The 8,713-nt window shown below is 63.1% G+C and carries 7 protein-coding genes; 4 read left to right on the top strand and 3 right to left on the bottom strand.

All coding sequences use genetic code 11. From position 1 onward, the window contains the following. Positions 1–833 precede the first annotated feature (833 nt). From F0185_RS13785 to recA, 3 genes are all read right to left on the bottom strand, one after another. A protein-coding gene (locus F0185_RS13785) for an IS3 family transposase (protein WP_167225269.1) occupies positions 834–2,002 on the bottom strand; the annotation gives its coding sequence in 2 pieces (ribosomal slippage) (positions 834–1,738 and positions 1,738–2,002; 1,170 coding nt in all). A 288-nt stretch (positions 2,003–2,290) separates the two neighbouring features. After that, the gene (recX, locus tag F0185_RS13780; RefSeq protein WP_167225267.1) at positions 2,291–2,746 is read right to left on the bottom strand and encodes a recombination regulator RecX; all 456 of its coding nucleotides are present in this window, start codon (positions 2,744–2,746) and stop codon (positions 2,291–2,293) included. 15 nt (positions 2,747–2,761) lie between these two features. Then, positions 2,762–3,844 carry a recombinase RecA gene (gene recA / locus F0185_RS13775; protein ID WP_166877971.1) on the bottom strand — a complete coding sequence of 361 codons (1,083 nt, stop codon included), beginning with the start codon at positions 3,842–3,844 and terminating at the stop codon, positions 2,762–2,764. Between the two features lie 174 nt (positions 3,845–4,018). Here recA and F0185_RS13770 point away from each other — a divergent pair, with 174 nt between their 5' ends. From F0185_RS13770 to F0185_RS13755, 4 genes are read left to right on the top strand one after another with little or no spacing between them, the layout of a single operon-like run. Next, positions 4,019–4,729: a response regulator gene (locus F0185_RS13770; RefSeq protein WP_167225265.1), complete on the top strand. Its 711-nt coding sequence runs from the start codon at positions 4,019–4,021 to the stop codon at positions 4,727–4,729. After that, a complete protein-coding gene (locus F0185_RS13765; protein WP_370664010.1) occupies positions 4,726–6,252 on the top strand; it encodes a sensor histidine kinase in 1,527 nt (508 codons plus the stop codon). The genes F0185_RS13770 and F0185_RS13765 overlap by 4 nt, the downstream gene beginning before the upstream one ends. Next, on the top strand, positions 6,252–6,566 hold the full coding sequence (locus F0185_RS13760; protein ID WP_167225263.1) for a DUF4212 domain-containing protein: 315 nt from the start codon (positions 6,252–6,254) through the stop codon (positions 6,564–6,566). The genes F0185_RS13765 and F0185_RS13760 overlap by 1 nt, the downstream gene beginning before the upstream one ends. Beyond that, positions 6,563–8,602 (top strand): sodium:solute symporter family protein, encoded by a 2,040-nt coding sequence (locus F0185_RS13755; protein WP_167225261.1) that lies wholly within the window; start codon positions 6,563–6,565, stop codon positions 8,600–8,602. Before F0185_RS13760 ends, F0185_RS13755 begins: the two co-directional genes overlap by 4 nt. The last annotated feature ends 111 nt before the right edge of the window (positions 8,603–8,713 follow it).

The raw sequence follows: 8,713 nt of genomic DNA, 5'->3' as shown, positions 1-8,713 counted from the left end.
TGTCCAATGCGCCGCCCAAAAGGCAAGAGTAAACGCGATCTCGGCAAAGTTTACAAGCCCCTCTGCAACTCATTGAATGTAAAAGACTTTATTGGGTCCTGGCGACTTATGTATAAGGGCATGGGTTTACGGTGCTCCAAAAAATGTTTGCATAAAAAATCATCTTTTCTGCTTTCTATGACGCTCTGGAGCGCAACCGCGAGCCAACCCTCCAATGTCGGCAGTGCAGTTTCAGGATGCAGAGGCGCTCCATAGTTAAATGGACCGACGTAGTTCGGCCCGCCAGCGTGTGCGCTGAAGCTAGTGCAGATAAATAGAATTGCTATGGTGCAGTTCACGGTTTGCCGGACCGTTGCCCATGCACGAAACAGCTTACACTTTGAAAATATAGACATTCACAAGCTTTCAAGATCATTCAAGGCTTGATTATCTCATATACTTTTGTAAATTATTTTAATTTGGAAAAATTTGTCCCGCGCAAGTAACGCCTAATGAAAATCTTTCTCAAAACGATTTTTCATCTTGCTTTATCCTTACGGATCCAGCTGAGTAAGCATTCCGGTCATGCTTGAGCCGATATGGGTGCCCCCGGAAAAACCATTGATGGCGTTGCATGTCTAGCGAGGAAACAATCTGAGAAGCGTTGGCGCTTCCCTTCGGGGAAGAGGGTCAGTCCCTACAAATGAATACGAACCGGACGGTCGTACCGCACAAACAGGGAACGGTCGACGTCAACGGGAGATGGAAATGGCCGACTTTCCCGTTCCGTTCATGTGCGATTGTAGGCACTGACCCTCTACTGAGGTGTACTGTCAATAGCGGACACTCTTGTTTCAAGCCGCCTGTTGTCGTTTGCTGAATTTTTCGGCAAACAGCGCTGGCGGAACATTGCCGAGGCGCGAGTGGCGCCGCTGACGGTTATAGAAGCTTTCGATATATTCCTGAATGGCCGCTTTAGCGTCGGCCCGTGTCGCGTAGCGCTGATGGTGTACCAGCTCGTTTTTCAAGCTGCCCCAGAAGCTTTCCATCGGCGCATTGTCGTAGCAATTCCCCCTGCGTGACATGGAGGACTGCATGCCGAATTGCTTCACTAGTTTTTGATAGTCATGAGCGCAGTACTGGCTGCCACGGTCGGAATGATGAATCAGTCCAGGCGCGGGGCGCTTGTTGCGCACCGCCTTCCATAGCGCCGTTGCCGTCAGCGTTTGCGTCATGCGTTCGTCCATGGCGTAGCCCACCAGCTCGCAGGTGAAGACGTCCTTGATGCCGGCCAGGTAGAGCCAGCCCTCGCCCGTCGCTACATAGGTGATATCGGTCACCCAGGCTTCGTTCGGGCGGGTCGGTGCGAAGGTCTGGTTCAGTAAATTGTCGGCCACCGGCAGGTCATGGTTCGAATTGGTGGTGGCCTTGAATTTGCGTTTCTGCTTGCAGCGCAGGGCGAGTTCGCGGCGCAGTCGCACAATGCGGTCCCTACCTGCTGGAAAGCCCTGCGCCTCCAGTTCTGGCTGCATACGCAGCGGCCCGTAAGTCTGGCGGCTTTGCGCGTGGACGGCCTCGATAGCGACCTTCAGGCGCGCATCGTCCTGCGCCCGCTGCGACAGCTTGCCCTGCGTCCACGCATAAAAGCCGCTGCGCGAAACATCAAACACGCGGCACAGAACGGTGACGGGATATTCGAGTCGTAGTTTTTTCATGACCGCGTACTTGGCAGCGACTCCCGCGCAAAGTACGCTGCCGCTTTTTTTACGATATCGCGCTCCATGCGCGCCTCTGCAAGCTCCTTGCGCAGCTTCGTGACCTCGGCCTCAAGCTCGGGAACGGAGCGGCTGCCGGGGGCCACTTTGGGCGACGTGCCATGCCTTGCCGCCGTAACCCAGTTGGCCAGCGTTCCCTTGGGAATCGTCAGACGCAACGACGCGTCTTCCAGCGTAAGGCCCTGCGTCAGGACCAGTTTCACTGCCTCTTCCCGAAGCTCCGGGGTGTATGTTTTTGAGCGTGTCATAAAATTTCTCCAGTTGGTGAAGTTTACCAAACCAGAGTGTCCGAAAAAGTCAGGTTACCTCAGAAATCAGACAGGGCGGAAAAGCGTAGCGCCTTCCACCGTTGAGGAGTATGACGGGCATACTAGCCCGGCATACGGCGAAAGGCGCTCCGCTTTTCCGCCCAAGGGCGTAGCCCAAGGGCGCGGCCCAAAGACGTGGCGCCAGCGTTGCGGCGCACTTGTAAAAACAACCCGCAAACAACGGGATATATAGTCTAGCAATAATACATATTCATCACCCGGACCGACTTAATCATCATCCGGATCGCGCCCCTGCATCGCCGCCTTGACCGCGCGCTGCGAAAACCCGCGCTGCATCAGGAACCGCATCTGCTTGTTGCGCTCGGCGGGATCGCTCGCCACCATGCCGTACTTGCGCTCCCACACCTCGCGGGCGCGCGCCATCTCGCTGTCGACCAGGCCGGCCTTGAGTTCCTGCAAGGCTTCGCCCCTGACCCCGTGACTTTGCAACTCGGCCATGATGCGGCTGTTGCCGAAGCGCGCCGAGCGGCGATGAATCAGGGATTCAGAGAAACGTTCTTGCGACAGCCAGTTGTTCTTCTCGAGAAAATCGAGAAGGGCCTCGACATCGTCACCCTCCTCCGCATGGCGCGCCAGCTTGCGTCCCAGCTCAAGCCGGCTGTGCTCGCGCATCGACAGATAGCGCAGGGCACGGCCTTTCAGGCTCAGTTGGGGTGCTGCCATCGCCAAGCCCGCCGATTACTCGGGGACAGCCTTCAGCTTGGCCGCCTTGACGGCAGGCTCTTCGCCCGCAACCGGCGGCAGTTCGCGCACGCCGAGAGCGACGCGGACCTTGTTTTCGATCTCGCGCGCCAGAGCCGGACGCTCCTTGAGGTAAATACGCGCATTATCCTTACCCTGGCCGATACGTTCGCCGTTATAGCTGTACCAGGAACCCGACTTCTCGACGATCTTGTTATCCGCACCCAGATCCAAAATCTCGCCTTCGCGCGACGTGCCTTCGCCATACAGGATGTCGAAGTGCGCTTCCTTGAACGGTGGCGCGATCTTGTTCTTGACGACCTTGACCTTGGTTTCGTTACCGATGACTTCGTCGCCGGACTTGATCGAACCGGTACGGCGGATGTCCAGGCGCACGGAGGCGTAGAACTTGAGCGCGTTACCACCGGTAGTGGTCTCGGGGCTGCCGAACATGACGCCGATCTTCATGCGGATCTGGTTGATGAAGATCACCAGGGTGTTGGTGCGGTTGATCGAACCGGTCAGCTTGCGCAGCGCCTGGGACATCAAGCGTGCCTGCAAACCCGGCAGGGAGTCGCCCATGTCGCCTTCGATCTCGGCGCGCGGGGTCAACGCGGCGACCGAGTCGATCACGACCAGGTCGACGCTGCCCGAACGCACCAGCGCGTCGGTGATTTCCAGCGCCTGTTCACCCGTGTCCGGCTGCGAAATGAGCAGTTCGGACAGGTTGATCCCCAGTTTTTGGGCATAGCCGACGTCCAGCGCGTGCTCGGCGTCGATAAAGGCGCAGGTGCCGCCCAGTTTTTGCATTTGCGCGATGGTCTGCAGGGTCAGCGTGGTTTTACCCGACGATTCAGGACCGTAGATCTCGACCACGCGGCCGCGCGGCAGGCCGCCGACCCCAAGCGCGATGTCCAGGCCGAGCGAGCCGGTCGAAACGACCTGCACATCTTCGACCGGCGCGTTGGCGTCCATGCGCATGACGGAGCCCTTGCCGAACTGCTTTTCAATCTGCGCCAGGGCAGCGGCCAGCGCCTTGCCCTTCTCGCCAGCATTTAATACGGTTTTTTTATCGTCCATAACTTTCTTTCAGTCCAGAGAGTGGTCCAGATCAAGGGCGGGTATCACGTCACAGGCACCACTGTACAAATAAACAGTGGTTTATGCAAGCGCCACACGCCTCAGTTTCAAAAAAATTCCCGGCGTTGCGGCAAATGAAACACAATAGCCCTAATTAGACGTCCCGGTGCCCCCATGCGTATTTTACTTGCCGAAGATGATAGCGTGCTTGCCGATGGATTGACGCGCTCCTTGCGCCAGTCCGGCTACGCCATCGATTGTGTGAAGAACGGACAGGAGGCCGATACCGCCCTGTCCACCCAGGAATTCGACCTGCTGATCCTCGACCTGGGCTTGCCGCGCCTGTCCGGGCTGGAAGTGCTGCGCCGCCTGCGCGCCCGCGCCTCGCTGTTGCCGGTGCTGATCCTCACCGCGGCCGACTCGATCGAGCAGCGGGTCAACGGCCTCGACCTGGGCGCCGACGATTACATGGCCAAGCCGTTCGCCCTGTCCGAGCTGGAGGCCCGCGTGCGCGCCCTGACCCGGCGCGGCGCCGGCGGCGGCGCGGCCGTGGTGCGCCACGGCCCGCTCGCGTACGACCAGGTCGGGCGCAGCGCCTATATCAATGACCAGATGCTGGACTTGTCGGCGCGCGAACTGGGCTTGCTCGAGATTTTGCTGGCGCGCGCCGGGCGCCTGGTGTCGAAGGAACAACTGGTCGACCATTTGTGCGAATGGGGCGAGGAAGTGTCGAACAACGCCATCGAAGTCTATGTGCACCGCCTGCGCAAGAAAATCGAGGTGGGCGGGGTGCGCATCGCCACCGTGCGCGGCCTGGGCTACTGCCTGGAAAAATTCCCTGACGCCGGACGCGGCGCTCCCGACACGGGCGCGGCATCGAAGTGAGCGTGCGCGACGCCGCCCTGGCGCCGCCGGAGGCCCCGGACGCCCTCGACACCTTGTATGTGCCGCCCGGCGCCGAGCAGGAAGAAAACATCCAGCATTCCCTGTTCGGCGAAATCCTCGACTGGATGCTGGCGCCTCTGCTGCTGCTGTGGCCGATGAGCATCGCGATCACCTACCTGGTGGCCAAGTCGATCGCCAACCAGCCCTTCGACCACGCGCTGGAAGACAGCATCACCGTGCTGGCCCAGCAGGTGCGCGAAGTCGACGGCAAGGTGTTTTCGCGCCTGCCCGGCAGCGCGCGCGACATCCTGCGCGCCGACGATGTGGACCAGGTGTTCATCCAGATCAGCGGCCCGCGCCGCGAGCACATCGATGGCGACCGCGACCTGCCGCTGCCGCCCGATGACGAGCGCCTGCGCAACGGCCGCGTGCATTTCCGCAATGACTTGATGCACGGCACCCCGGTGCGCATCGCCTTTTCGTACGTCAACCTGCGCCCGCTGGCCAAGCGCGGCGACGAACCCTGGGCCGCCCTGGTGCAGGTGGCCGAAACCCTGGACAAGCGCGCCCAGCTGGCCAACGAAATCATCAAGGGCGTGATCTTGCCCCAGTTCATCATCTTGCCGATCGTGCTGGCCCTGGTCTGGTTCGCGCTCGCGCGCGGCCTGTCGCCGCTGGCGCAGTTACAGGAACGCATCCGCGCGCGCCGTCCCGACGATCTGTCGCCGATCGATTCGCGCCAGGTGCCGGAAGAAATCTCGCCGCTGGTCGGTTCCCTCAACGACATGCTCGAACGCCTGTCGCAAACCATCGAAATGCAAAAGCGCTTCATCGCCGATGCCGCGCACCAGATGAAAACCCCGCTGGCCGGCATGCGCATGCAGTCCGAACTGGCGCTGCGCCAGCTCGACCCCGAAGAAATCCGCCGCTCGCTCGAGCAGCTGGCCAAGAGCTCGGAATCGGCCACGCGCCTGGTCAACCAGTTGCTGGCCCTGGCGCGCGCCGAAAACCAGCCCAACGCCGGCCTCGCCTACGAAGTGCTGGACCTGTGCGACAGCGCGCGCGACACCGTGCAGGACTGGGTGCAAGCCTCGTTCGCGCACCGCATCGATCTCGGCTTCGAGCAGCCCGAGGCGCCGGTGCCGATCGCCGCCAACGCCATGATGCTGCGCGAAATGCTCTCTAACCTGATCGACAACGCCCTGCGCTACACCCCGGCCGGCGGCAGCGTCACCGTGCGCGTGCGGCGCGAGCTTGATCTGGCGATCCTGGAAGTGGAAGACAGCGGCCCCGGCATCGCCCCGGCCGAGCGCGCCCACGTATTCGAGCGCTTCTACCGCATCCTCGGCAACAGCGCGCCCGGCAGCGGCCTCGGGCTGGCCATCGTGCGCGAGATCGCCCAGCAGCACGGGGCCGAGGTCGACATTTTCAACAATCCGCGCAGCGGGCAAAAAAAGTCGCCCGGCTGCCTGTTCCGCCTGACCTTCCCGCCGCCGCGCGTCACCGATGAGGACAACAGCTGATGCCGACCGCCCTTGGCTCCCTGGCCGAGCAGCGCCGCCGCCTGGTGGCCGCGCGCCGCATTCACTGGCGCCGCACGCGCCGCCTCACCGCCATCCTCCTGCTGGTGTGGCTGGCGACCGGCTTTTGCACCGTGTTTTTCGCGCGCGAACTGGCCGCCTGGTCGCTAGGCGGCTGGCCGCTGCCGTTCTACCTGGCCGCCCAGGGCGCCTCGCTGGTGTACCTGGCCATCCTCGGCGTGTACGTGCTGGCGATGCGGCGCGCCGACCGCCGCTTCCTGGCCCTGCTCAAAGCCGCGCCCGGGGGGACTTCGTGAGCGCCGCGTTCCGGCGCCTGAGCCGCTACTACCTGTGGTTTACGGCCTGCTTCGTCGCCTTCATCGTCTCGCTGGCCCTGCTCGAACGCGAAGGCATGCCGCGCGTCTGGCTCGGCTACCTGTACATGTTCGCCACCATCGTGCTGTACGCCGCCATCGGCGTGATCAGCCGCACCTCGAACGTGACCGAATACTATGTTGCCGGGCGGCACGTGCCGGCCCTGTTCAACGGCATGGCCACCGCCGCCGACTGGATTTCGGCGGCCAGCTTCATCAGCCTGGCCGGCGGGCTGTACCTGCACGGCTTCGACGGCCTGGCCTACATCATGGGCTGGACCGGCGGCTATTGCCTGGTGGCGCTCCTGATCGCGCCCTACCTGCGCAAGTTCGCCCAGTACACCATCCCCGATTTCCTGGCGGCGCGCTACGGCGGCGGCGCCGGCGGGCGCGGCGGACCGGTGCGGGTGATGGCGGTGGCCGCCACCATCATCGTCTCGTTCACCTACGTGGTGGCGCAGATCTACGCGGTCGGGCTGATCGCGTCGCGCTTTACCGGGGTCGATTTTTCGGTCGGCATCTTCCTCGGGCTGGCCAGCATCCTGGTGTGCTCGTTCCTGGGCGGCATGCGCGCCATTACCTGGACCCAGGTGGCGCAGTACATCATCATCCTGGTGGCATTCCTGCTGCCCACCATGTGGCTCTCGCTCAAGCATGCCGACAATCCGGTGCCGCAGGTCGCGTACGGCGCCGTCATGCCCAAGCTGGCCGCGCGCGAGGCCGAACTGGAACGCGACCCGCGCGAGCGCGAAGTGCGCGCCATCTTCGCCCGCCGCGCCGCCGCCTACGGCGCGCTCGCGGCCAGCCTGCCCGACTCGTGGGAAAGCGGGCGCCAGGATGTGCAGCACCGGCTCGACGCGGTGCGCCTGCGCAATGCCACCATGGGCGATATCCGCGCCGCCGAGCGGGCCCTGGTGCTCTATCCCAAGAGCGCCGAAGAAGCCGCGCGCCTGTGGAGCACGGCGCGCGCGGCCAACCTGGCCCGTTCCCTGCCGCCCCAGCCGCACGCCACGCCGTTTCCGGGAGCCGACCGCGATGCCTCCGACATCCGCCGCAACAACTTTTTGGCGCTGGTGTTTTGCCTGATGCTGGGCACGGCCGCGCTGCCGCACATCCTGATGCGCTCCTACACCACCGGCTCGGTGCACGACACCCGCGTGTCGGTGTTCTGGACGCTATTCTTCATCCTGCTCATTTACCTGTCGATCCCGGCGCTGGCGGTGCTGATCAAGTACGACCTGTACAGCGCGCTGGTGGGCACCAAATTTTCCCACCTGCCCAGCTGGATCAGCTACTGGGCCAATGTCGACAAGCTCCATCCCCTGATCAGCATTGCCGACATCAACGGCGACGGCATCGTGCAACTGGCCGAAATCGCCATCGACGGCGACATGCTGGTGCTGGCCACGCCCGAAATCGGCGGCCTGCCCTACGTGATTTCGGGCCTGGTGGCGGCCGGCGGGCTGGCGGCGGCGCTCTCGACCGCGGACGGGCTGCTGCTGGCTATTTCCAACGCGCTCTCGCACGACTTTTACTACAAGGTGATCGACCCGGGCGCCTCGACCCAGAAGCGGGTCACCATTTCCAAGCTGCTGCTGTTGGGGGTGGCCTTCATCGCCGCCTACGCCGCCTCGCAAAAGCCGGCCGACATCCTGTCGCTGGTGGGCGCGGCTTTTTCGCTGGCGGCCTCGACCCTCTTTCCGGCGCTGGTGCTGGGCGTGTTCTGGAAGCGCGCCAACCACGCCGGCGCGCTGGCCGGCATGGCCGCCGGTTTCAGCGTGTGCCTGTACTACATGCTGCACACCAACCCCATCCTCGGCGGCAGCGCGGCCGGCCAGTGGTTCCACATCGCGCCGATGTCGGCCGGGGTGTTCGGCGTGCCGGCCGGATTGCTGGTGCTGGTCGTGGCCAGCCTGCTCACGCGGGCGCCGGATGCGCGCGCGCACGGCCTGGTCGACCATGTACGCGCGCCCGAATGACGAATTGTCGTAACAACGCAGCGGCGCCGCGAAACGCGCTGGCAGCCGCTCCGGCAAGCGCCTAGGATTGATCGGGCGACGGCGCCACGCCGCGCGTTTCGTCTTCCGACC

Source organism: Massilia rubra (assembly GCF_011682065.1).
Classification (GTDB): Bacteria; Pseudomonadota; Gammaproteobacteria; order Burkholderiales; family Burkholderiaceae_D; genus Telluria_A; species Telluria_A rubra.
Note: the sequence above shows the minus strand (reverse complement) of the source record. Positions and strands in the feature narration are given on the sequence as shown.

Coding starts and splice junctions, on each gene's coding strand:
- recA (WP_166877971.1), bottom strand. CDS start 3,844: ATGGACGATAAAAAAACCGTATTAAATGCTGGCGAGAAGGGCAAGGCG.
- F0185_RS13770 (WP_167225265.1), top strand. CDS start 4,019: ATGCGTATTTTACTTGCCGAAGATGATAGCGTGCTTGCCGATGGATTG.
- recX (WP_167225267.1), bottom strand. CDS start 2,746: ATGGCAGCACCCCAACTGAGCCTGAAAGGCCGTGCCCTGCGCTATCTG.
- F0185_RS13760 (WP_167225263.1), top strand. CDS start 6,252: ATGCCGACCGCCCTTGGCTCCCTGGCCGAGCAGCGCCGCCGCCTGGTG.